This is a genomic window from Plantactinospora mayteni, from assembly GCF_016862935.1.
Lineage (GTDB): Bacteria > Actinomycetota > Actinomycetes > Mycobacteriales > Micromonosporaceae > Plantactinospora > Plantactinospora mayteni.
In genome coordinates, this window is sequence record NZ_BONX01000038.1 from 24,498 (window position 1) to 46,780 (window position 22,283).

The window sequence follows — 22,283 nt, forward strand, 5'->3', positions numbered from 1 at the left end:
GGACCCCTCCCTCCTACCTCGTCCCGTCGGTCAGCCGACCGGCTTGACCTGGGCCAGCGAGTACGCGGTGACCATGCCGAGCAGGTCGGACGGCGAGGCCACGAAGCCGGTGAACTTGCTGGCGTTGTAGGCGAACTGGAAGTTCTCCACGTAGAGCGGCGTCAGGTACGCCTGCTCGTGCACCACCTTGTCGATGTTCTTGATCTTGGTGGCGAACGCCGCCGGATCGGTGGTGGCCGCCGCGTCGTTGATCAACTGGTCGATCTCCGGCGACGTGAGCAGGTTGTAGTTGATCCCGCCCGGGTTGCTGGAGAGGTAGGTGCTGCGGAGCTGGTCCATCGGGTTGTCGAAGACACCCCACTGCGACGCGTCGATGTCGTACTCGCCCTCCTTGGTGCGGGACAGGAAGGTGTTCCGCTCCACGCACTCGTTGGTCAGCTTGATGCCGGCCTGCGCGGCGCTCTCCCGGAAGAGCTGCACCACCCGGGTGAGGTTGGCGTTCGACTGGTCGCAGGCCACCCCGAGGTCCAGACCGTCGAAGAGGCCGTCGCCGTTGCCGTCGGAATAGCCGGCCGCGGCGAGCTTCGCCTTCGCGCCGGCCGGGTCGAAGGGGTACGGCTGGATCTCGGTGTTGTCGTAGTCGGCGAAGATCGGCGAGATCGGCCCGGCCATCTGCTGGGCGTCGCCCTGGAGCACCGACGAGATGATCGACTTCGTGTCGATCGCCATCGACAGCGCCTGCCGGACCTCCTGCTTGGCCAGGTCCTTGTTGGTCATGTTGTAGGTCAGGTGGGCGAAGCCGAGCGCACCGACCTTGGTCAGCTTGATCTTCGAGTCGTTCGCGAAGGTCTTCGCCGCCGACGCCGGCACCGGGGTACCCATCAGGTCGATGTCGCCGTTGCGCAGCGCCAGCATCATCGTGTTGACGTCCGGGTAGAGCCGGAACTCGACCTTGCCGACCGCCGGCCTGCCGCCGGGCGCCAGCGGGTACTTCTCGTTGCGCTTCATCACGTACCGCTGGCCCTTGGTGGCGCTCTCCAGTACGAACGGCCCGGCACCGACCCAGTCGGAGTCGTTGGCGAACTTCGACAGGTCACCGGCGGACTCGAAGACGTGCTTCGGCACGATCGACATCCAGAACCCGACGCCCTCGGCGAACGGCGCGTACGGCTGGGAGAGGTGGAACTTCACCGTGGTCGGGTCGGGCGCCTCGATCGAGGTGACCCAGGTGAGCTTGGCGGCCACGTTGCCGAGCTTGTACTTCATGATCGACTCGGCGCTGAACTTGACGTCCTCGGCCACCACCGGCTTGCCGTCGGTCCAGGTGAAGTCGTCGCGCAGCTTGAAGACCGCCGTCTTGCCGCCGTCCTCGTAGGTGTACTCCTTGGCCAGCTCCGGCGCCTTCTTCGCGTTCTCGTCGATCCGCAGCAGGTGCGGGTACATCGCGTTGAGGATCCAGGAGTCGGTCTTGCTCAGCGACTGGAGCGGGTTGAAGTTCGACACGTCGGTGGTGGTGCCGATCCGCAGTACGTCGCCGCCGCCGGAGCTGTCCCCGGACGACGAGTTGCCCTCGTTGAGCCCGCACCCGGACAGGCCGAGCGCGGCCGTCGCGCCGAGCGCGACGGCGACCCGCCACCGGCGGGCCGGGCCGGAAAATGTTCTGCTCACCAAACCTCCCGAAGAACGCGAATGATGTTGCCGCCGATGACCTTGGCGATCTCGTCGTCGGAGTAGCCGTGCGTGACCAGCCAGCCGACGATGTTGCTGAAGCACTCGGCCGGGTTCTCCAGCCCCGAGACGTACGGCACCCGGGGGTGGTCGACCGCGCCGTGCGCCTTGCCGATCGCCAGGTGGCCGGTGAAGCTGTCGTGCAGCCCGACGTGGTCGCCGAAGTTGGTGTCCGGGCCGAACGCCACGTGGTCGATGCCGACCAGCTCGACGCAGTAGACGAAGTGGTCCATCACCGACTCGATCGAGTGGTGCGGGTGTGCCGGCGAGAGCGTCGTGTGCGGGGCGGCCTCGATGCCGATCACCCCGCCCCGCTCGGCGCAGGCCCGGATGACGTCGTCCGGCTTCATCCGAGGGGTGTTCCAGACCGCGCGGGCGCCGGCGTGGGTGATGAAGACCGGTACCCGGCTCGCCTCGATGACGTCCAGCGAGGTCTGGTCGCCGGAGTGCGAGACGTCGATGGCGATGCCGAGCTTGTTCATCCGGTCGACCGCGCGCCGGCCGAAGTGGGTGAGCCCGCCGTCCCGGTCCTCGGAGAGCCCCGAGCCGAGCATGTTCGCCTGGCTGTACGCGATCCCCATCTGGCGTACGCCGAACCCGTACAGGATGTCGATCCGGTCCAGCTCGTTCTCGATCATCGTGGCCGCCTCCAGCCCGGCCACCAGGGCGAGCTGGCCGTTCCGCTTGGCGGTGAAGATCTCGGCGAGGGTGCTGGCCACGACCACGTAGTCCTGCTTGGCGATGTCGGCGAGGCGCAGCCCGATGTCGTAGACGACGTCGTCCCACTTCCAGGCGTGCTCGCTGGTCACGCAGCCGGTGCCGTTCATGAAGTTGTCGAACACCGCGGTCATGCCGGACCGGGCCAGGCCCTCGAAGCCGAAGGAGTTGCGCCCGGTGCGGTTGTAGTCCCGCAACTGGGTCACGTCGGCCGGCAGGATCTTGGGGTGTTCGTACAGCGAGATCGCGGTGTGCTCGCGCAGCAGCCGGGAGACCCGGTCGGATTGGTCGTCGGTCAGGCCGAGATCGTGTCCGGGCACCCGGCCGAGTTGTGGGGCGAGGTCGAACACCTTGAAGTCGACCTGCGGGGTCAGATAGTCGAACGACCGGTATCCCGTATAGCGGGAAGCACGTTCCTGCACTGGTCAGCTCACCTCGGAACACTCAGAGGCATGAGGATGGAGGTCTGACCTCCTGCCTTTCCGGGACCGTACGTGAGTTCACTGCGCATTGGGAAGATCTCGTGATCCGACCGTTATCTACCGAGCGTCGCCGGACGGTGCCGGAAACCTGCTGGTAATAGCCTTAGCAGAGCCGGAATCGGACGAGGGCTGCGCGGATCGCCGCGAGAGCGATCGGTCGCCCGTGAGTCGAAGACCAACCTGCCAGAGGTCTGACCACTGCTGATCGGTCGGCTGGTACGGCCGTTCGGCCGACCCCCGATGCCGGCATCGGGGCCAGACTCTGGGACGCCCGGCCGGGCGCGGCAGCGTGGCCGCCGACGAACTCCCACCCCGCGGCGACGGCGTGTACCGGCCCCGCGCCGGCCCGGCCAGCGCGCATCAAGATTCTTGGCGAATTGTGGTTCGCGACGAGCCCGAGTTCGCCAAGAATCTTGGACGTTCACCCGCGCAGCCGTCGACTCGCCGACGGGGCGATGTGGAGGGATGCGACGGGGATGGCCGAAATCGTCAGTGTCCTGTCATTGCTGCCGGACCCGCGATCCCGAAACGATGGGCGGGTGGACGTCCGCCGCATCGTTTTCGTGATCTTCCCGAGGTTCCAGGTACTCGACCTGACCGGCCCGCACGAGGTGTTCGCGCAGGCCGACCGGCTCGGGCAGGTCGATCGGCTCGTGCAGGCCGACCGGCTCGCGCAGGCCGACCGGCTCGCGCAGGTGGACCGGCTCGCGCAGGTGGAACGGCTCGCGCAGGCCGACCGGCTCGCGCAGGTGGAACGGCTCGTGCCGGGTTACCGGCTGGAGACCGTCGCCCCGCGGCCCGGGCCGGTCGCGGCCAGCGGTGGTCTGACCGTGACGCCCGACCTCGCCATCGACGAGTGCGTCGGGCCGATCGACACCCTGGTGGTCGTCGGCGGCGCCGGCCGGGTCGAGGCGTGCACCGACCGGCGGCTGATCGACTGGCTCCGCGCCGCCGCCGGGCGGGCCCGACGGGTCGCCGCCGTGTGCGGCGGGGCGTTCCTGCTTGCCGAGGCCGGGCTGCTCGACGGCCGGCGCGCGGTCACACACTGGAGGAGCTGTGCTGAACTGGCCCGCCGCTATCCGGCGGTGACCGTAGAGCCGGATCCGATCTTCGTCCGGGACGGTGCCGTGTGGACCTCCGCCGGGGTCACCGCCGGGATCGACCTCGCGCTCGCCCTGGTCGAGCAGGACCGGGGCGCCGACGTGTCCCGGGCGATCGCCCGGCAACTGGTCATGTTCGTCCAGCGTCCCGGTGGCCAGGCCCAGTTCAGTACCCAGCTCGCCGCGCAGCGGCCGACCCGTGGCGGACTGCGCCAACTCCTGGCCTGGGTGGTCGAGCACCTCGCCGACGACCTCACCGTGCCGGTCCTCGCCGCCCGGGTCGGGATGAGCGAGCGGCACTTCGCCCGGGTGTTCAGCGCGCAGACCGGGCAGACCCCCGCCGCGTACGTCGAGGCAGCCCGGGTCGAGGCCGCCCGGCGCCTGCTGGAGAGCACCGACACCCCGCTCGGCTCCGTTGCCCGGCGCTGCGGATTCGGCACCGTCGAGACGATGCACCGACGCTTCCGACGCACGGTCGGGGTCACCCCCGGCCAGTACCGCCAACATTTCGGCTGAAAGGACCAGCAGCATGCGTATCGTGATCCCGCTCTTCGACCAGTTCACCGCCCTCGACGCCGTCGGCCCGTACGACGCACTCAAGTTGCTGCCCGGCGCCGAGGTGGTCTTCGCGGCTACCAACCCCGGACCGATCCGGAACAACCGTCGTAGCCTGGCCCTGACCGCCGACGCCGCGCTGGACGACATCGACTCCTGCGACGTACTCGTGGTCCCCGGGGGCCCCGGCGTCGACGCGCACCTCGCCGGCGGGCCACTGCCGGACTGGATCCGGCGGATGCACGACGGCACCCGGTGGACGACCTCGGTCTGCACGGGAGCATTGCTGCTCGGCGCCGCCGGACTGCTGCGTGGGCGTACCGCCACCACACACTGGCGGAGCGCGGAACGGCTGGCCTCGTTCGGCGCGACCTACTCGGCACAGCGGGTGGTCGCCGACGGCAAACTGCTCACCGGCGCGGGCGTCTCCGCCGGGATCGACATGGCGCTCACCCTTGCCGCGCAGCTCGCCGACCGGACCACCGCCGAGGCCATCCAGCTCGCCATCGAGTACGACCCCCAGCCGCCCTTCGACGCCGGGTCCCCGGCGAAGGCGTCCCAGGCGGTCCGGGACCGACACGCCAGTGGCCTGCTGACGAGCACCCGGCCGGCAGCGGGCTGAACGGCGGGCATCCGGCGGCGGGTGTGCCGTGCGGGGGGAGTACGCCGCGCCGCTCGGTGACCCGGCGGCGGTGACCCGGGGCGGGATCGGGCCGGGGAGACCGTTACAGCGCTGCCGCGCCGGCCTCGGCGACGGTCTGGTCCTGCTCACCGGTACCGCCGCTGACCCCGATGCCACCGACGACCCGGCCGTCACGTCGCAGCGGCAGGCCCCCCGCGAAGATCATCACCCGGCCGTGGTTGCTCACCTGGATGCCGTAGAACTGGGTGCCCGGCTGGCTGAACGCGCCGAGGTCCACGGTCGGGATCTCGAAGGCCCGGGCCGTCCACGCCTTGTTGATGCTGACGTCGATGCTGCCGATCCAGGCACCGTCCATCCGGACGTGCGCGACGAGGTTGCCACCGGCGTCGACGACCGCGATGTTCTGCGGCTGGCCGATCTCGTTGGCCCGGGCCTCGGCGGCGGCGATGATCTGGCGGGCGTCTGCCAGGGTCAGTGCGGACACGGTGTGCTCTCCCGTCGACGTGCTGTGCCCGGCGACCGGCCGGACCAGCAGGGCCGGGAGGCTTCCCACGCGAAACTCCCAGCTCCGTACGCTGTCACGACCGACGGTATGCGCCGGAACCGGGCCGACGGGGCCGAACCGGATGATCCGTCGCATCTGACGACGGCCTCACCCAGACCGGTGGTCCGGGCCGCCTGCTGGCCAGCGGTGCTCGTCAGCCGGCGGGGAGGGGCTCCTCGTCCGGCGGGCGAAGCGCCGAGACCGGGCGGTCCGGATCCGTGGCGACCAGGCTGAGCAGGAGCGCGAGGTCGGTGAGCAGGCTCTCGACCGTCTCCGGCGCGAGGTGCCGCAGGTCGTACCTGGCGTGCAGCCCGAGCCGCTCGCCCGGTACGACGAGCAGGTTGAGCGGCTGGTACGACGCCGACCACCGGCCGTCGAAGCGTACGGAGAGGGTCGACGCGTCGGCCGTACCGGTGAACAGGTCGTTGTCCATCGGGTAGGTCTCGAAGTCGAGCACGGTCTCGAACAGCGGTACCCCGGCGGGCGGCCCGGCCCAGGACCGGACCAGTGCCGGCGGCAGGTGGTCGAACGGGCGGGCCAGGGCCTGACGTGCCTGCAACCCGCGCAACCACACCCCGACCGGCTGGTCGGGTCGGATCCGGACCCGGACCGGCACGGTGTTGGCCAGCGGGCCGACCAGGGTCTCCGCCGCCACCGCCCCGGCCGCCCGGCCGGCGACGGTCGAACCGATGACGATGTCGTCGGTCCCGGCCCGGGCGGAGAGCAGCCGCGCCCAGCAGCCCTGGATCACCGTCTCCAGCCTGAGCCGCTGCTGACCGATGGTCTCGTGCAGCAGGTAGGTGTCCTCGCTGGTCAGTTCGAGCGAGTATTCGTCGAAGGCGTCCGCCGGCTCTCCCCGCCACTCCGGCGGATCGCTCTGGAGCGGTCCGGGTGCGGGCCGGTCGGACAACTCCGCGCGCCAGAACTCCTCCGCCTCGGCAAGGTCACGGGCGGCCGACCAGGCGACGTGGTCCCGGAACGGCGTCGGGGCCGGCAGGGCGGCGTCCCGGCCCTCGATCGCGGCCCGGTATTCGGTCAGCACCTCACGGAGCAGGATCGGCAGGCTCCAGCCGTCGACGACCAGGTGGTGGACCGTCCAGACCAGCAGGTGCTCGGTTTCGGAGACGCGGAGCAGGGCGAACCGGGACAGCGGCGGGACGTCCAGGGCGAAACCCCGGACCCGGTCGGCGGCGAGGAACTCGGCGAGGCCGCGCCGACGCTGGCAGGCCCGGATGGTCCGCAGGTCGTCGAGGTGCCATTCGGGTGGCGGCGCCTCCGCCGCGACCACCTGGACGGGCTCCTTGGCCTCGTGCCGGACGAAGCCGGTGCGCAGCACCTCGTGGCGGGCGATCACCCGGTGCCAGGACTGCCGGAACTCGGCGACCCGCAGCCGGCCACGGATGACGAGCCGTATCTGTTCGAGGTCGCCCGCCGGGTCCGCCTCGTCCAAGGTCGGGCGGAGGATGCCGCGCTGGACCGGCGAGAGTGGGTAGCCGTCCCGTACGTCGACCGAACTGGTCATCCCGTCACCTCCTGAGGCTGGGTGGACGTGGCCGGGGAACCGGGGACGAGCACCCGGCCCGATGCGGCGTGCACCCGCGACGCGAGAAGAACTGAGCGGCTCATGTGGGCAGTGACAACTCCCTGTTCGAGCACCTGCGGGTACAAGGGGTGGCGCCATACGCAAACATGGAGATCCATGATTCGACGCCGAGTGTCGCCGACGTTACCAGGGGTGGCGCGGCGCTGTCTCCCCGCCACGCGTCCGATCGGATCCGGGGCTTTTTCGCCGGAATTGTGCCCGGTCGTCGTTTCGCTCTGCGGAATCGTGGTGCCTCTAGATCATCGGGCCAATCCGTTCGGTGAGCGTCGCGCGGCCCACTCGGCCCGGCCGGAGACGGCCGGCGCCGGCCACCGCGCGCAGGTCGCCCCGATGGACATCGGACGGCAGGGTCGACGCCGACGCGATGACGTCGTCGGCGTCGGAGACCGCCGGTGCCGGGCCGGCGGTGCCAACGCGGCGTGAAGAAACCCGGCGGCACCGTAGCGAAGGCGTCAATACCGGCCGCCGTGGGCCGGGCCGGCGTTGCGATCAACCAGGCGGGTTCGGGACAGCCCGCCGCCCGAACCACGGTACGGGTTCCGCCGGCACCCGCCGGCCGACCCGACACCGAACCTCCCTCCGAACCGGCGGAACGAGGAATGCCATGACTGTCGAACCCCGCACCGGTCCGGTCGACCGGTCGGCCACCCCCACCGGAATCAGTGTCGCGGCCGGCAGTGTCGCGCTGGTGCTCGCCGCGGTGGTGGCCGCGGCACTCTTCCCGGCCGACGCCGTCCCGGCCCGGCTGGCGGTACTCGCCCTGCTCGTGGCCGGCTACGCGGTGCTCGTACCGGACCTGTGCGCCGTGCTGTCGGTGTCCGGACTGTCGGTGCTGGTCTTCACCGGGTTCCTGGCCAACCGGTACGGCGAGTTGACGACCCGGCACGGCGACCTCCGGTGGTACGCGCTGGCGATCGGCTCCGCCGCCCTGCTCGGCGCCGGATACCGTGGAGCCCGGACGGGTGCGCTACCCCGCCTGCTCCGACGGGCCGGCGGCAAGGTAGTCGCGCCAGGTGATCCGCCCCCGGTCTCCGGTCGAGGGGACCAACGCACCCGCCCGGAAGGCCCGGCCGAGCCGGCCCGGCACCGGTAGCCGGAGCATCCGACGCCGGATCCGCCGCGCGGCCAGCCAGTCCCGGGCGAGCGTGCCGGCGTCCAGTTCCGCCGGCCCGCCGAACTCTTCGGTCGCCCGGCCGGGTGCGGCGGTCACCCGCCATCGTAGGTGCGCGGCGACGTCGGCGACGTCGACCGGCTGTGCGGTGATTCGCGGATCGAGGGGCAGCACCGGCAGCCGGGCCAGCCGGGACATCGCCTCGGCCAGGAAGCCGTGGAACTGGGTGACCCGGAGTACGGTCCACGGCACCGGGCCGGCCGCCACCGCCGCCTCGGCCTCGATCTTGATCCGGAAGTACGGCCACGGCACGCGGTCCGCGCCGACGATCGACAGGTACACCAGGTGTCGTACCCCGGCCCGGTCGGCGGCCTCGACCAGCCGGCGGGTACCGGTCAGGTCGACATCCCGGGTGTAGCTCCCCTGATATGGCGCGGACGCCAGGTGGACGACGGTGTCGACCCCGTCGACGGCGGCCGGTAGCCCGTCCCCGGTGGCCAGGTCGAGCCGGACCCGGCGCAGCTCGCCGCCGCCCTCCGCCGGCCGGTCCGGGCCGGGTTTCCCGGTCGGCGCCGGAGTCCGGCTGGCGGCCCGTACGCTGTGCCCGGCCCGGGTCAGTTCCGGGGTGAGTACCCGGCCGAGCCGCCCGGTCGCACCGGTGATCAGGATGTCCATGGGGTGTCTCCGCGTGTCGTCGGATCGGACCGGGCCGACCCGACCGACGGGTCGGCGGGCGGGCCACGGTGGCATCGCGGAAAGGACGGCCGACCGCGCGTCGTTGTGACCGTCCACCCGCTGTGACCCTCCGCTCGTTGTGACCCCGCCCGTTGGAACCCGCCGCTCGCGGTGACCCTCCAACTCTCCACCAGGCCGGCACGCGTACCGGCACCCGCGCCCACCAGTACTCACGCGGCCCGTGAGCGCCTGCGCCGGCGGACAGGCGACACCATGCCTGACCGGGCAGGGCGGCGATGAGGTCGTCGGCGCGGGCTCGTCCCATGTCGGTGGTGAACATGTCGTCGTTGCGGCGATTCGCGACCACATGCGGAACGTCCCGCTCTTCCAGCCACACTCGCAACGACTTCGACTCCCCGTACGCCTCGTCCATCGTCACCCAACCCGCCGGCACCCCAGCATCAAGGGCACGGCGGAGCCCAGCCGTTGGCCGCCGCGACTCAACATGATGTTGAGGATGACGTCGAGTGTCAGACTGGGCGCGGATCCGTCGCGTCGGAGCGGTCAGGAGGAGACGACGTCCAGTCTGGAGATCCGGTTGATGGGCTCGATCGAGGTTTGCCACGACGGGCGGGCCATCGTGCTGCCTGGACGCCGGGTCCGCGCGCTGCTGGTCCTGCTGGCGTTGTCCGCCGGGCGCACGGTATCGATCGACACGCTCGCCAACGGCATCTGGGACGACACCCCACCGGTTCGGGTACGGGGAAGCCTGCAGACCTACGTTGGTCGCCTGCGGCGGGCGCTTGGCCACGACACGATCACCACCGAAGCCTCCGGTTACACCCTGCAGATTCCCCGCCACGCCGTCGACGTGCTCGCCTTCCTCGACCGGGTCGAGGCGGCTGGGCGGGCTACGGATCCGGAACAGGAACGTCAAGCATTGGCTGCGGCGTTGTCCTCATGGCGAGATCCGCCATTCGGGGAGATCCTCTCCGAATGGATGGAGCGTCACGAGGCACCGCAACTGGTCCAGCGTCACCTCCTGGCGCTGGAACGTCGCATCGACCTTGACCTGGCCGCAGGCGACCACGCCGCCTGCGCGATCGAACTGCACAGTCAGGTCGAGCGTCACCCGCTGCGGGAGTCGCTGTGGGTCCGGTTGCTGCTGGCACTTCACGGCTGCGGGCGCACGGCCGAGGCGCTGGACCAGTTCGCAACGCTACGGACCCGACTCACCGAGGAACTCGGCGTCGACCCCTCGCCAGAGCTGCAACGCCTGCACCGTCGGCTGTTGAGCGAACCCGACCCCGCCACCGGCTCAACAGCATCGCGTACGGTCGGGCCGACGCCACCGCAGGACACCCCGAGCGACATACCGCGCCAGCTACCGGCCGACACGCACGCCTTCGCCGGTCGCGCCGACGCGATAACCACACTGGACGCGCTGCTCGCCCGCCTCGGATCCAGCGAGGGGTCGCGAATCGTCACGATCCATGGTCCCGCGGGCGTCGGGAAGACGACCCTCGCGGTGCACTGGGCGCACCGCATCAAGGCGCACTTCCCGGACGGTCAGCTGTTTGTCAACCTGCACGGGTACGGGCCGGGCACGCCAGTCAGTCCACTGCTCGCCCTCGACGCGCTGCTGCGCGGCGTCGGCGTGCCGGGGAACCGGATGCCGGAAGATCTTGAGCAGCGAAGTGCGCTGCTGCGAACCGAGCTGGCCGGCCGGCGGTTCCTGCTGGTGCTGGACAATGCGCGCGACGCCGGTCAGGTGCGACCGTTGCTGCCGGGTGGGGAGGGCCTGGTGCTGGTGACCAGCCGCAGCCAACTGCGCAGCCTGGCCGCCCGGGAGGGCGCCCGTCGGGTGGCTCTGCAGCCAATGCCTGTCTCGGACTCGGTCGGTCTGTTGACCAGTCGGCTGGGCCCGCTGTTCACTCAGTGGAATCAGCCGCTGGACCCCGACGAGCTGGCAGAGCTGGCCGATCTGTGCGGACATCTTCCGGTGGCGTTGGCAATCGCCGCTGAGCGGGCCGGTCGCGACCGTGGGCGCCTGTTGCGCGCGCTCAACGCACAGCTGCGCGGACAGCGGGACCGGCTGGACGGCCTGCGTACCGGCGACGACCCGTTGACCGACGTCCGGGCGGTGTTCGAGTGGTCGTACCGCACCTTGGACGACGATGCCGCGCGGATGTTCCGGCTGATCGGCTTGCATCCGGACACCTACCTGAGCGTGTCCGCCGTGGCGGCGCTGGCCGGGACCACCGTCATGCACGCGGAGCGGGTGCTGGATCGACTCACCGGCTGCCACCTGCTGGGTGACGCCCGGCCGGGTTGGTATCAGATACACGATCTGGTCCGGATGTACGCCGGCGAGCTGGTGCGTCAGGTCGACTCCGAAGATGTCCGGCGCGGCGCCACGCAACGGTTGCAACGCTGGTATGTCCACTCGGCGGCCAACGGACGCTCCGCGCTCGGTCGACTCCATCCCCTGATCGTGATCGGCGATCCCGAGCCCGACCTGGTGCCCGAGGAGTTCACCGAAGGGCGGCAGGTGTCCGAATGGTGGCTCGATCATCGGCGCAACCTGACGATGCTGCTGGCGGAGGCCGCAGCCTCCGCCGATCACCGTTTCGTGTTCACCCTCGCCCCGTTGGCCGATGCGTTCCTACAAACGACCGGCTGCCAGGACGAGGCGGTCCAGCTGCTCCAGCTCGCCGAATCGAGCGCCCGCCTCGCGGGAGACGCGACCGCGCAGGCGATCTGCGCCAGCCAGTTGGGCGGGGCCCACGTCGACGGTCGGCAGTTCGACCGCGCGCTGGCATACCTCGGCCGGGCGAGGGATCTGTTCCACGAGGTCAACCACCGGGCCGGCAAGTTGGTGGCGATGATGAACACCGGAGTTGTCATGATGACAACCGGGCATACGGGCGAGGCGGTCGCGCTCCTTGAGGAGACGCTGGGAGAGGCCCGGCAAACGGGGATGCCGGACCGGGTGGTGGCGATCCTGAACAACCTTGCGTACGCATACATGCAGGCCGAGCGCTACGACGAGGCGATCGCGGTGGCGGAGGAGGCAGTGCGTGGTTATCGGGAGCGAGGCAGCGCCTTCGGACAGGCGACGGCGGTGCATACGGTCGGGACCGCATATCTGCACCGTGGGTCAACTGTCGAGGCGCACCACAATCTCATGCGTGCGTTCGACCTCCACCGGAAGCTCGGTGACAGCTCGAGTGCGGCGGCCACCCTGCGGGACCTCGGCCTGGCGCAACGCGAACTCGGTAAGGTTGACGAAGCGCGCGAAAGTTGGCTCAGCGCCCTGCGGATGTTCGAGCGGCTCGGCACGGCGGACAATATCAATATCACCCGGCACGACCTCCAGACTCTCGTCGGGAGCCTGGGCGACCTGCCGCAGGGGGCACACCCGTCGAACGGACATGCCATCTGACCAGAGTCGCGGGGGGTCGTGCGGAGGGTCGCATTGGCGGCGGGGCTGCCGCGGTTCTCGACGCATACCACCCGGCATCTATCACGTTTTTACTGGTGTTGGAGTGGACCGTAAGGAGCACGGCATGACCCCGCACGTGATCGAGGCACTGGCCAGCGCGTGGAATCTGCGAGCGATTTGCCCGGCGTGACGCCCGGCGGCAGGTCCCGCACCGCACCTAGTTCTAGGGCCTGTGTCGAAGTCGGTTATAGCCACTCGTTGATGGCGGCGAGTTGGATGGTGGCTTCGTAACGGACGGCGAGTTTGTCGTACCTGGTGGCCACGGCACGGTGGCGTTTGAGGCGGTTGATGCCGCACTCCACGGCGTGACGCTGCTTGTAGATCTTGGCGTCCCGAGTGCGGCGGCCACGATCTTGCCGATGCGCCATGGGTTGAGGCTGATGTTGCGCAGCGCCTTGAATATGGTCTTGAGCAGGGAGTTTCCGCGTTCGCCGATGGCTCGCAGGCTGTTGTGGGCCTTGTTGAAGTGCTGCTGGATAGTGGTGAGCCGGCTGTTCTTCGGTTTCTTGAATGCCACGGTGATGGTGCTGGGCTCGCCTTCGTAGCCCAGATCGCCGAGAGGTCGCAGATCGGTGCCGGCCTCTCGCAGGCAGGGCAGGAGTTCGGGGTGGGTGCGTAGTGCGGTGGTGTCGTGCTCGCGGCCGGGGCGTACGGGAGAGGTCCAGATGGGCCAGCCGTCGCCGACGGTGAGGACCTGGATGTTGCCGCCATGGTTGTCGTGCTTGGCCGACCACCAGAGATCTACGCCCGGTGTCGGTCCGGGGGTGCGGCACCGGTCGGTCTCGATCAGAGTGCCGTCGATGTTGACGTGGGAGTATCCGGCGGCCTTGGCAGCGAGCAGCGCGCCGTGCAGGCTGGGTGCTTGCGCGGCGAGCACGTCGATGGCCTCGTGCAGGTAGTCGTAGCCGGTGGACACGCTGATCTTGTTGTCGGCGGCGAGTTGCTTGATCCGGGTGCCATCGCAGAACCAGCGCAGGGTAAGGATCGCCTGGTCACGGCAGGTCAGTGACCGGGTTCGGGCACGGGTGCCGCGCCGGGTGCGTTCGGCGTACAACAGCCCGGCCAGGCGGTTCACCGTCTCCTCGCGTACCGGCAGCACAGCGGTGTATGTGATGTCGACGCAGGACCTCTATGAAGTTGATCTGTGGAAGGACCACTTCGTACCGAGGTTCTGCGTCTTCTCTTCGTACCGGACCTGATCTGGTGCGTCTCACGCCTTCCCGACATTCCAGACAGGTACTGACTGCTACCACCCGCTTGCGCGGAATGGCTCACTGACTACCTGCCTACCTGCGCCACCGCACCGCCGGCATGATCGGCAGCCCTCTCCCACCTCGTTCGCGGCGCCGCCCTCGACGCGATCCTCACCGGCGCGGAGAAGATCACCAGCAGCTCCTCGACGCAGTCGAGCTCGACCACGCCTCCAGGACCAGGGCCGCCCGCGATGACGGCGAACGCCGACGCGGACGACAGCGTCGAGACATACCCGCACCGCATCCGCTCACTCATGCCGCCGATAGCGCACGCCCGGCTGGTAACCGGCACGAACGCCGAGAACCCTCGATTACCTACAGCGACCGACTGCCTTGGCGTCGGTGGAGTCGCGGCATGCGGGCAGAGCCAGCGGCTAATCAGACGCCCGCAGTCCGCAGGTTCTGATATCCGGATCTCCCAATACGCTGCTGAGCAATCGGCGGGCGGCGTGAACGTCGCGGTAGCGTCATGCAGGCGACACCACCGCCGGCCGGCGGTGGGCTCGGCCCGGCCGATCACCCGCCAGCCCACGTGACTGTGCGCCCAGTAGCGCTGGCGGGCGGCGGCGTCGCGGGTGAACACCACGCCGCAACGATCTCCCTCGACACCCCTGCTGCGACAGGTCAGCGGCAGAGGTCTCACCTCCACACGATCCAACAGCGCCTCACGACGCCCTCTCCCGGTCGTCAAACCCTTGGCATACAACGAAAGCACGACCTCGTCGACACCCGAGAGCCGCCACTGGCGCTTCCGGACGATCTGCGGCTCGAACGTGCCCGCCCGATCCCGTGGCACATCGATGGACACTGGTCCGGTGTTGTCGGTCAACACCGTCTTGGACCTGCTGCCGTTGCGGGGGCTGCCGCCGCCGGCCCCGGCCGGGTCGTTTTCTCGTAGCTGAGGTGCTCGGTCAGGTCTTCGTCGGGCGGGGTCTCAAGGACCGTCGTGGTCAACTGCTTGAGCAGCCCGTCCGGACCGGTCAACGACAGGCCCGTGCTTCTTGGCCATCCGCACCAGCTCGGCCGCTGCCAACTCCTCCGCTGACGCCTCCGGCCTCTTCTTCCTCGGGCCACACCGTTCAGTGTCGCGGTCATCACGGCACCCTCCTTACCCGGCACCACGCCAGGTGGATCAGGCCCGAAACACCGTTAGATCCACAGCCGGAGCCCTGCGGACCGGATGGCAGCAGTGTGACAGCAACTTGGCAGCAATCCGGCAACGGTGACGCGAATACTCACAGCTGAAGGTATTGGCCGCAAACAGGAAGGGTGAAGATGCTAACTCGTCTACGGAAGTCCACAGCATTCCTTGTCGCGATCGGCATGACTGCCACTCTGGTCCTCGGTGCTGCTGCAAGGGGCAGAGCACTGTTTGGGAGGGCGTCGTCTGTGCATAGGACTCAATTGGCGAAGCTCGGACTTAGACTGGCATCCGTGTTGGTCATGTTTGGTATGGCGTCGGCTACGCTTGGCATGGCGCCGGCCACCGCGTCGGGTACCGAGAGGCTGGCAGGTGCTACGTCACCGAATCAGCTGGTTGTCGTCGCTGGCCAGGACGGCACTGTCACGTACTACTCGAAAGACGGCGTGAAGCGCGGAATGGCCAGCTTCCACTCTTACGGAGAGGCCATATACGCTTGCGACCTAAGGGCCGACGGTATAGTGGTTTCGGCCAAGCTGCAGTGGTTCGCCGGCAGCACAGGGTACACCTCGAATGCCAGAGACTCTAACGGCGCGCAGCCCGGATGCGGAACGGACGACAACAGCATCGCGGAGGGTACGCCGGCGACGCTGACCGTTTGTGCAGGCACGCTCGGATGTTCAAGCGTACGCGTGGTCGCGTGAATCCGTTGTCACGCTGACGGGATGTCGGCTACCCAGTTGGGTGGGCCTTCTGAAGCTGGCTAAGACAGCGTCGATGTCGAAATCGCCGCGAACGATGTTCGGCCGCGCCAACCGGTCATCAGTTCGAGCCCGGCCGTACCGACTCTGGTCAGAGGGCATGTCCGATCGACGGACGTGCCCTCTGTGGCCGGTCGTCCAGGCTCTCGATGAGAGTCTGGAGGCCGTGCCTGGTGATGTTGACAGTGTCCGCAGTGGCGAGCCGCTCCAGCATCTGGAGAGCATGGCCCCAGCTGTTGCGTGCCTCATCAGTCCGGCCGACCTCGCGCTGCGCCAGGCCGAGGTTGTGGAGGGTGCTCGCCGCACTGCTGCTGTCACCCAGCTGCCGGTGGAGATCGAGTGCGCGTACGAAGTAGTCGTGCGCCTCGGCGATGGATCCACGGCGACCAACGCCGGCTCCGAAGGCACCAACCGCGTCATCAAAACCATCGCCCGCGACGCCCACGGCTTCCGCAACCCCGAAAACCAACGCCTACGCACCCGCACCGCCACCACCCGACGCCACCGCGGACACCTCAACCCCACTTAACTTCGAAGAGCCTGCATAGGTCGGGGTCGCACCAGGCGGGATGTCCGTGGTCAGGGGATGTTTCGCTGGTTCGTGGAACCTCATGCCATTTTACGTTCACTGATTTCCGACGGGACGCAGGCCGGCCCAGGCCGTCGACGGATGGATGACTCCAGGGACACCTCGAACCGGCGGCCACCGGTAGCCTGTCCGGGTGACCGGAGCGCCGCCGACGGAAGACCGAGCCCCCATCCCCGCCGCCTCGCTGTTCGACGCGCGGTTCCTCGCCGACCCCTATCCCGGGTTCGCGGCCCTGCGTACGGCCGCACCGGTGCACCGGCTCACCCTGCCGGACGGCGCGAACGTCTGGCTGGTCACCCGCTATGCCGACGTACGCGCCGGGCTCGCCGACTCCCGACTGTCGCTGGACAAGGCGAACTCCACCGACGGGTGGAAGGGCTTCTCACTGCCGCCGGCCCTGGACGCCAACCTGCTGAACATGGATCCGCCGGACCACACCCGGATCCGCCGGCTGGTCCGGCACGCCTTCGGGCCACAGCGGATCGCCCGGCTCCGACCGAAGATCGAGGCGGCGGCCGAGGGGCTGCTGGACCGGATCGCCCCGGCCGGGCAGGCGGACCTGGTCGCCGAGTACGCCGGTCCGCTGCCGGTCACCGTCATCTCCGACCTGCTCGGCGTACCGGAGGCGGACCGGGCGGCGCTGCGCGGCTGGACGGACGTGATGCTTGCCCCGCCGGCCGACGATCCCCGCTCGGCCGGCCGGGCGGTCCTGGCGATCCAGGACTTCCTGGTCCGGCTCATCGCCGACAAGCGACGGAACCCGGGCGACGACCTGCTCACCGCCATGATCGCGGCCCGGGACACCGGCGAGGACGACACCGCTCGCGATGTCGACACAGCCGTTCCGGGCGCAGCCGTTCCGGGCGCGGAAGATGCCGGCGCGGACGGTCTCGGCGCGTCGGCCGGCGGCGCCGCACCGGACGCGGGCCGGCGCGGCGGTGCCGACCGGTTGAGCGAGGACGAGCTGACCTCGCTCGCCTTCCTGGTGCTCTTCGCCGGCTACGAGAACTCGGTGCACGCGATCGGTACCGGCCTGCTCGCCCTGCTGCGCAACCCGGAGCAGCTCGCCCTGGCGCGGGCCGGTGCCGAGCCGTCGCCGGCCGCCGTGGAGGAACTGCTCCGCTACGAGCCACCGGGCACGGTCGCGTTGCGCCGCTTCGCGGTCACCGACCTCACGATCGGCGGGGTCACCATCCCGGCCGGGTCCACGGTGCTGCTCTGCCTCGCCGCAGCGAACCGGGATCCCGGGCGGTTCGCCGAGCCGGACGCGCTCGACCTGGAGCGGCCGGACAACGCACATCTGACACTCGGACACGGCATCCACTACTGTGTCGGAGCGCCGCTGGCCCGGCTGGAGGCGCAGATCGCGATCGGGGCCGTACTGCGCCGGTTCCCGAAGCTGGCCCTGGCGGTCGACCCGGCCGAGCTGGCCTGGCGGCCGTCGTTCCGGACCCGCGGGCTGAGCAGCCTGCGGGTCACGTTCTGAGCGGCGTTCGCCGTCCTGGGCCCGGGGGCTGAGCAGCCTGCCGGGGGTCAGGTTCTGAGCGGGGTCCGCCGCCCGGGCCCGCCAGCGGCGGTCACCGGGTGCCGATGCGAGACCGGCCCGTTCCCGCCCTGGGCCGGCTCGACGTCAACGGTCAGCGCCTCAACGAGGTCGAGCACACCGTGGGGGAGTGGCCGACGGCGGGGCCAGGCCGGCGCGGGTCACTCGTAGCGGACCAGGTCGGCGGCCCCGGCCCGGGCCAGTCGGCCGGCGGCGAGGGCGCCGACGAGCGCGCCGGCCAGGGTGGTCGCCGGCACGGTCGCCGCGAGCAGCCCGGCGGAGGGGAGTTCGGCGAGACCGGGACCGGCGCCGATGCCGACCAGTACCTGGTTGGTGAGCAGCCGGGACACCAGCAGACCGATCGGGAGCCCGACGAGCGCGGCGGCGAGGCCGAGCGCGGCACCGCCGGTCGCGGACTGGGCGAGGGTCTGCCGGACGGTGAACCCGACCGCGCGGAGCACCCCGAGGGTCCGCGCGTGTTCCCGGGCGCCGGTCAGCAGCGCGGCGGCGAGGTTGGCCAGGCTGACCATCAGGACGAGGACGGCCAGCAGGCGCATTGCCAGGGCGAACGTACCGAGCTCGTCGGGATCGGACTTGCGGGCCTGCACCGTGACGCCGGGGCCGAGCCGGTCCCGCAGCGCGGCGGCCAGCGCCTCCGGGGTACCGGTCGGGCCGGCCGAGACCAGGTACGCGTCCGGTGGTACCCCGGGCAGCATCTCGGCCCGGTACATCAGCACTTCCCCGGTGTCCTCGGTCTCGGCGTACCAGCCCACGACGGTCAACCGCAGCGGGGTCTCCCCGGCTCTGACCTCGATCGTGTCGCCGACCTGGAGTCCGAACCGGCGCAGCAGGCCGTATCCGACGATCGCCTCGCCGGGTGCCCGCAGCGGCCGACCCTCCCGGACCATGAACCGGGCGTCGGCGGGATCCCCACCGAGCGCGCGGGACAGGAACGTCTGGTCGCCGAGGGTGGTCCGCCGGTCGAGTCGGCTGTACCAGCCGGCGGCGCCGGGCGTACCGGCCAGCGCGGCGGTCAGGGTGGCCGGATCGGTGCCGTCCGCCACCACGATGGCGTCGTACGGGTCACCGGTCCGGGCCGGCTCGGCGATCAGCCGGTCCACGGTGGCGGTGAAGCCGACCCCGACGACGACCGCCGCCACGGCCACCACCAGGGCGGCGGCGGTCAGCGCCGAGCGCCCGGGACGGGTGAGTACGGCGCCGAGACCGTACCGGTAGGTGGGGCCGAGCCGGAGCCGGTCGAGCATCCGGGTGACCCGGGCCGGTGCCGCGCTCCGCGGTGGGGCGTTCCGCAGCACGTCGGAGACCGGTTGCCGGGTCGCCCGCCAGGCCGGCAGTACGGTGGCCGCGGCGAGCACCGTACCGACCAGCAGAGCGGAGCCGAGCAGCGACAGCGGTGCGATCCGCAGGCCCGGTCGACCGAGCGCGCCGCCGAGGCCGACCTGGAGGAACGGGGCGAGCAGAGTGCCGGCCACCCAGCCGGCGAGTACGCCCACCGCGCCCAGCAGCAGCGCCTCGGTGACCAGTCCGGCGATTACCTGCCGGGTGGTGTAGCCGACCGACTGGAGCAGCGCGATCTCCCGCCGCCGGGCCAGGAGCCGGGCGGTGGCGGTACCGGCGACCACGAACGCGGCGGCGAGCAGGACGAAGACGCCGAAGCCGGCCAGCGAGGCGCCGAAGATCCGATCCCGGATCAGGATGTCCTCCCTGGTGTCCGGCCACGGCTGGACTGCCTCGACGCCGCTGCGGGTGCCGATCTCGGCGGCCACCGCGTCGGCCCGGTCGGGGTCGACCAGCCGGGCGACCAGCATCGCCTTCCGGCCATCCGCCGCCGATCGATCGGCCCCGGGCGACCCGGCCGGATCACCGGCGCCCGGCTGGGCCGGATCCGGAGCGGCGCCCGGCTGGGCCGGATCACCGGCGCCCGGCTGGGCTGGATCCGGAGCGGCGCCCGGCTGGGCTGGAGTCGGAGCGGCGTCCGGTGGGTTCGGAGTCGGAGCGGTGTCCGGTGGGGCCGGATCGGCGGCGCCCGGAGGGTTCGGAGTCGGAGCGGTGGCCGGCGGCGTCGGGGCGGCAGTTGGGGGTGGGGCGAGCGTGGCCAGGGTGACCGGATCGACGAAGAGCCGGATCGGGTCGCAGTCCGGATAGAAGCAGTCGGTCAGGTCGACCGCGGTGCCGACCACGGTCAGGGTCGCGGGCCGACCGCCGACGGTCAACCGGACCGGGTCACCGGGGCGGATGCCGGCCTCGGTCGCGGCGGCCTGGTCGAAGACCACCTCCCCGGCCACGCCGGCCGCCGGCCACGCACCGGTACGCAGCAGTGGCCGGCCCACCGGGGACGTACCGCCGACCACGGTGGCGACCCGGGCCTCGACCGAGTCCTGACCGAGCGCGACCGCCGCCTCCAGGTACGGGCTCACCGGGGCGGTCGCCGCGAACGCGGGATCCCGGCGTACCGCCTCCAGGACCTCCGGCGTGCCGTAGACGGCCAGATCCGGACGGCCCGCGTCGCGGTAGATCCGGTCCACCTCGGCACCGCCCTGGCCCTGCACCGACAGCCCGGCGACCACGCCCGTGCCGGCCAGCGCGGCGACCAGCGCGGTGGCGATCGCGGTGGCCCGGTTGCCGCCGCGCAGGCCGGAGCGGGCGAGCCGGAGGATGGCGGACACGGCTCAGCCCTCCAGGTTGATCAGGTTGTCGAACGTCGGCCGGTCGGCCGAGCCGGTCAGGTCCCGCTCGTCGACGATCTGCCCGTCGAGCATCGTCACCACCCGGTCGGCGGCTGCCGCGACCCGGTGGTCGTGGGTGACCAGCACGATGGACTGGCCGTCCTCGTGCCGTCGGCGCAGCAGGTCGAGCACGGTCTCGGCGGCGGCCGAGTCCAGCGCCCCGGTCGGCTCGTCGGCCAGCAGCACGTCGGGGCGGTGCACCACGGCGCGGGCCAGGGCCACCCGCTGCTGCTGCCCGCCGGAGAGTTCGGCCGGCGCGGCGTCGGCGACCTCGGCCACGCCCAGCTCGTCGAGGATCTCCAGTGCCCGGCGGCGGGCGTCGCGGCGGCCGACGCCTTGGAGCACGAGCGGCAGCTCGACGTTGCCGGCCACCGTCATCGTCGGCACCAGGTTGAGGAACTGGAAGACGAAGCCCACGTGCCGGCGGCGGAGCAGGGCCCGCTCGCTCTCCGAGCGGGTGTCCATCCGTTGGCCGGCCAGCCACACTTCACCCCGGTCCGGACGGTCGAGCCCGCCGAGCAGGTGCAGCAGGGTGGACTTGCCGCAGCCGCTGGGCCCGGTGACGGCGACCCAGTCCCCGGCCGCCACCTTGAGCGAGACGTCCCGCAGGGCGGCGAAGTCCCGTACGCCGCCGTGGTAGGTGCGTACCAGGCCGTGGGCGTGCAGCAGCGGGTCACTCATCGCCGTCTCCCTTCCAGGAGGTCTTGAGTTCGATCTGCGCGAGCTGCTGCTGGCATGCCTCCAGCCAGCGCAACTCGGCCTGTAGGTGCAGCGCGGTCGCCTGCACCAGCAGACCGCTGACGCTGCCGGCGGCGGTGCGGCCCGCCTGCCGGTCGAGTTCCCGGAGCGCCTCCAGACAGCGCTGGCGATGGTCGGTGATGACCGTCCGGGGATCCACGTCGGGCAGCAGTGGCGCGGCCAGCCGGGCGGCGACCAGCCGGAGCAGCACGTCCGGCTTGACCAGCGGAGGATCGGAGGGGCCGGCGAGCCACTCGTGCAGCGCCGCCGTGCCCGGCTCGGTCAGCCGGTAGACCTTGCGGTCCCGTCGGTCGCCACCGGACTCGGTGGTGTGCACGACCAGCCCGTCCCGCTCCAGCCGGCTGAGGGTCACGTAGATCTGGCCGATGTTGACCTCGCCACCGGCGTCGGCGAACAGCTCGTCGTAGCGTCGACGCAGCTCGTAGCCGTGGGCCGGGCCGGCCGCGAGCAGCCCGAGCACAAGGTGTTTCATTCACCGACCTCCGATGCCTAACGGCTAGAGTCTAACCGTTAGGCATCGGAGGTCAAGGCGCGCCGCCCGGCCAGCGGCGCCGCCGCGTCATCGCCCTCGCCGCGTCATCGCCCTCGCCGTAGTCGCGCTCGCCGGGTCGGGTGCGGCATCGCGTCCCGGGCCTCTTCTCGACCCGGCCGGTCGCCCGACCGATATCGACGTGCCGGAGTGGACGGTCGGCGAGTATTCCCGTCGAGCCTCGGCCTCGGCAGCGGACCGGGCGAACCGCCCGGGTGGACGCACGGAGAGGAGGCCGGATGACCGGGACCGGTGCCGGCTGTCGACACCCCGGAGGTTCACCATCCGGACAGCCGCT

General features: G+C 70.7%; 13 protein-coding genes and 5 pseudogenes. 5 read left to right on the forward strand and 13 right to left on the reverse strand.

Translation table 11 applies throughout. The features are described from left to right. Nucleotides 1-30: 30 nt before the first annotated feature. Both Pma05_RS27250 and Pma05_RS27255 read right to left on the reverse strand, forming a co-directional pair. The gene (locus Pma05_RS27250; protein ID WP_203860339.1) at nucleotides 31-1,668 is read right to left on the reverse strand and encodes an ABC transporter substrate-binding protein; all 1,638 of its coding nucleotides are present in this window, start codon (nucleotides 1,666-1,668) and stop codon (nucleotides 31-33) included. Then, nucleotides 1,665-2,867, reverse strand: a complete 1,203-nt coding sequence (locus Pma05_RS27255) for a dipeptidase (protein WP_203860340.1) — start codon at nucleotides 2,865-2,867, stop codon at nucleotides 1,665-1,667. The genes Pma05_RS27250 and Pma05_RS27255 overlap by 4 nt, the downstream gene beginning before the upstream one ends. 599 nt (nucleotides 2,868-3,466) lie before the next feature. On the opposite strand from Pma05_RS27255, the gene Pma05_RS27260 reads away from it, so the two are divergent. Next, complete coding sequence (locus Pma05_RS27260) at nucleotides 3,467-4,543, forward strand: GlxA family transcriptional regulator (RefSeq protein WP_203860341.1); 1,077 nt, start codon at nucleotides 3,467-3,469, stop codon at nucleotides 4,541-4,543. A 13-nt stretch (nucleotides 4,544-4,556) separates the two neighbouring features. After that, on the forward strand, nucleotides 4,557-5,204 hold the full coding sequence (locus tag Pma05_RS27265; protein WP_203860342.1) for a DJ-1/PfpI family protein: 648 nt from the start codon (nucleotides 4,557-4,559) through the stop codon (nucleotides 5,202-5,204). 103 nt (nucleotides 5,205-5,307) lie between these two features. On the opposite strand, the gene Pma05_RS27270 is transcribed toward Pma05_RS27265, so the two are convergent. From Pma05_RS27270 to Pma05_RS42845, 4 genes and pseudogenes are all read right to left on the reverse strand, one after another. Continuing rightward, nucleotides 5,308-5,778, reverse strand: a complete 471-nt coding sequence (locus Pma05_RS27270; RefSeq protein ID WP_239313199.1) for a GlcG/HbpS family heme-binding protein — start codon at nucleotides 5,776-5,778, stop codon at nucleotides 5,308-5,310. 145 nt (nucleotides 5,779-5,923) lie between these two features. After that, entirely contained in the window at nucleotides 5,924-7,291 is a 1,368-nt protein-coding gene (locus Pma05_RS27275; protein ID WP_203860344.1) for a condensation domain-containing protein, read from the reverse strand. 1,048 nt (nucleotides 7,292-8,339) lie between these two features. Further along, nucleotides 8,340-9,158 (reverse strand): SDR family oxidoreductase, encoded by an 819-nt coding sequence (locus Pma05_RS27280; protein ID WP_203860345.1) that lies wholly within the window; start codon nucleotides 9,156-9,158, stop codon nucleotides 8,340-8,342. Between the two features lie 139 nt (nucleotides 9,159-9,297). Beyond that, nucleotides 9,298-9,636 (reverse strand): annotated as a pseudogene (locus Pma05_RS42845) (hypothetical protein); the annotation flags it as partial. 39 nt (nucleotides 9,637-9,675) lie between these two features. On the opposite strand from Pma05_RS42845, the gene Pma05_RS27285 reads away from it, so the two are divergent. After that, nucleotides 9,676-12,603 carry an AfsR/SARP family transcriptional regulator gene (locus Pma05_RS27285; RefSeq protein ID WP_203860346.1) on the forward strand — a complete coding sequence of 976 codons (2,928 nt, stop codon included), beginning with the start codon at nucleotides 9,676-9,678 and terminating at the stop codon, nucleotides 12,601-12,603. 245 nt (nucleotides 12,604-12,848) lie between these two features. On the opposite strand, the pseudogene Pma05_RS27290 reads toward Pma05_RS27285, so the two are convergent. The 4 genes and pseudogenes from Pma05_RS27290 to Pma05_RS27305 form a co-directional block, all read right to left on the reverse strand. After that, a pseudogene (locus Pma05_RS27290) lies at nucleotides 12,849-13,025 on the reverse strand (IS5 family transposase); the annotation flags it as partial. Next, nucleotides 12,998-13,762 (reverse strand): annotated as a pseudogene (locus Pma05_RS27295) (transposase family protein); the annotation flags it as partial. The pseudogenes Pma05_RS27295 and Pma05_RS27290, both read right to left, overlap by 28 nt. 833 nt (nucleotides 13,763-14,595) lie before the next feature. After that, nucleotides 14,596-15,011 (reverse strand): annotated as a pseudogene (locus Pma05_RS27300) (transposase); the annotation flags it as partial. A gap of 898 nt (nucleotides 15,012-15,909) precedes the next feature. After that, nucleotides 15,910-16,263 carry a tetratricopeptide repeat protein gene (locus Pma05_RS27305; protein ID WP_203860347.1) on the reverse strand — a complete coding sequence of 118 codons (354 nt, stop codon included), beginning with the start codon at nucleotides 16,261-16,263 and terminating at the stop codon, nucleotides 15,910-15,912. On the opposite strand from Pma05_RS27305, the pseudogene Pma05_RS27310 reads away from it, so the two are divergent. Both Pma05_RS27310 and Pma05_RS42850 read left to right on the forward strand, forming a co-directional pair. Further along, nucleotides 16,204-16,347: pseudogene (locus Pma05_RS27310) on the forward strand (transposase); the annotation flags it as partial. The gene Pma05_RS27305 and the pseudogene Pma05_RS27310 overlap by 60 nt on opposite strands. A 193-nt stretch (nucleotides 16,348-16,540) precedes the next feature. Beyond that, the gene (locus Pma05_RS42850; protein WP_239313201.1) at nucleotides 16,541-17,893 is read left to right on the forward strand and encodes a cytochrome P450 family protein; all 1,353 of its coding nucleotides are present in this window, start codon (nucleotides 16,541-16,543) and stop codon (nucleotides 17,891-17,893) included. 218 nt (nucleotides 17,894-18,111) lie between these two features. On the opposite strand, the gene Pma05_RS27320 is transcribed toward Pma05_RS42850, so the two are convergent. From Pma05_RS27320 to Pma05_RS27330, 3 genes are read right to left on the reverse strand one after another with little or no spacing between them, the layout of a single operon-like run. Then, nucleotides 18,112-20,637 (reverse strand): ABC transporter permease, encoded by a 2,526-nt coding sequence (locus Pma05_RS27320; protein WP_203860348.1) that lies wholly within the window; start codon nucleotides 20,635-20,637, stop codon nucleotides 18,112-18,114. A 3-nt stretch (nucleotides 20,638-20,640) separates the two neighbouring features. Then, nucleotides 20,641-21,378, reverse strand: coding sequence for an ABC transporter ATP-binding protein (locus tag Pma05_RS27325; protein WP_203860349.1), 738 nt, complete (start codon nucleotides 21,376-21,378; stop codon nucleotides 20,641-20,643). After that, entirely contained in the window at nucleotides 21,371-21,928 is a 558-nt protein-coding gene (locus Pma05_RS27330) for a PadR family transcriptional regulator (RefSeq protein WP_203860350.1), read from the reverse strand. The genes Pma05_RS27325 and Pma05_RS27330 overlap by 8 nt, the downstream gene beginning before the upstream one ends. Nucleotides 21,929-22,283 lie beyond the last annotated feature (355 nt).